This is a genomic window from Mesorhizobium sp. M0047 (assembly GCF_040323315.1).
Lineage (GTDB): Bacteria > Pseudomonadota > Alphaproteobacteria > Rhizobiales > Rhizobiaceae > Mesorhizobium.
Genome location: NZ_JAMYUW010000106.1, coordinates 1 through 1,061, shown reverse-complemented (window position 1 = coordinate 1,061; position 1,061 = coordinate 1). Strand labels below are relative to the sequence as shown.

The 1,061-nt window shown below is 58.1% G+C and carries 1 protein-coding gene; it reads right to left on the bottom strand.

Annotated elements, in window-relative coordinates; translation table 11 throughout:
• Positions 1–664 precede the first annotated feature (664 nt).
• The coding region (locus NKJ89_RS35565; protein WP_352609070.1) for an urease accessory protein UreH domain-containing protein at positions 665–1,061 on the bottom strand (397 nt) is incomplete at its 5' end.

The window sequence follows — 1,061 nt, the reverse complement described above, 5'->3', positions numbered from 1 at the left end:
CCGAACAAAAGCCGGCCGACATCGACCGGCGGACGAGATCAGACAGAAGACGAGTTGGTCTTGTCGACCGAAGTCAATGGCAGCGGCAAGGCAAAGAATCTTCAGGCGTTCGCCATCGCAGAGCGTGTGGCTTAGTGAGGTGTGCCCTTGCGTCCTTCAATTGCCGAACGGATTGCAATCCCCGAGCGACATACTGGATTCGCCTTCACCCGACGATACCGGTTGCCTATTGCCGTGAGGGTTGTGGGCTCCTCGGGAGATCATGAGTGACCGACCGTCAAAAGATCGCCTGGATGATAGCGCTAGCCATACTTGCGGGCATTGCGGTGATTTTGCTCGATCACTGGATCAAGGGCGATCTATCCAGGCGTGATAGCAGCGCGGTTCGAGTGCGAACACCGCCTTTGTCCTGGCTAGACTTGCGGCGCATTCGTCGCGACCCTCACCTTGTCGCCCATCTCTCTCGCTGTCGCCGAAGCTTTGCCCTTGTCCTTGGTCGTCAACACTTTGCGCCAGTGCGGTGCCTCGACACGCTCACAATGTAGTTCGTCGCAGGCGGCTCGTCGGTCATGCGCCCAACTCTGTTTCGCCCAAAAGCAGAGTTGGGTCCGGAGTTTCTTGGAGATTGGGTTCTAGTCGCATGGTCTCTTTTTCCAAAACGGCGTTAAGGAGACGAGATTTGCCAAACGGCTACGCCGACTAGAACAATTCCGGCACCGCCCTCGATGGTCCGCGAAATGGCATCGAACAGGCGTGGCCAGCTATCGAAAAAATGCACCAGGCGCTCGCGAAACAGGATCGACAGCACCGCAACACAAGACAGCGTCAGCGCCACGCCGGCCATCATGGTGATTGCGAAAAGAATGCCGGCGACCGGAACGCCCCTGGATATCGCAAAAGTCATCACAAAAAGCGTCAGCGGACAGGGGATCAAGCCGGCCATGACGCCAACCGCCTCGCCCTCATGCTTGTGGTAATGGCCGTGGCTCAATGCGCGCCAGAGCATCCAGATGCCAATCAGGCCAAGCAACCCGCGGCTGACGTCTTCCAGTAGCGGCGCA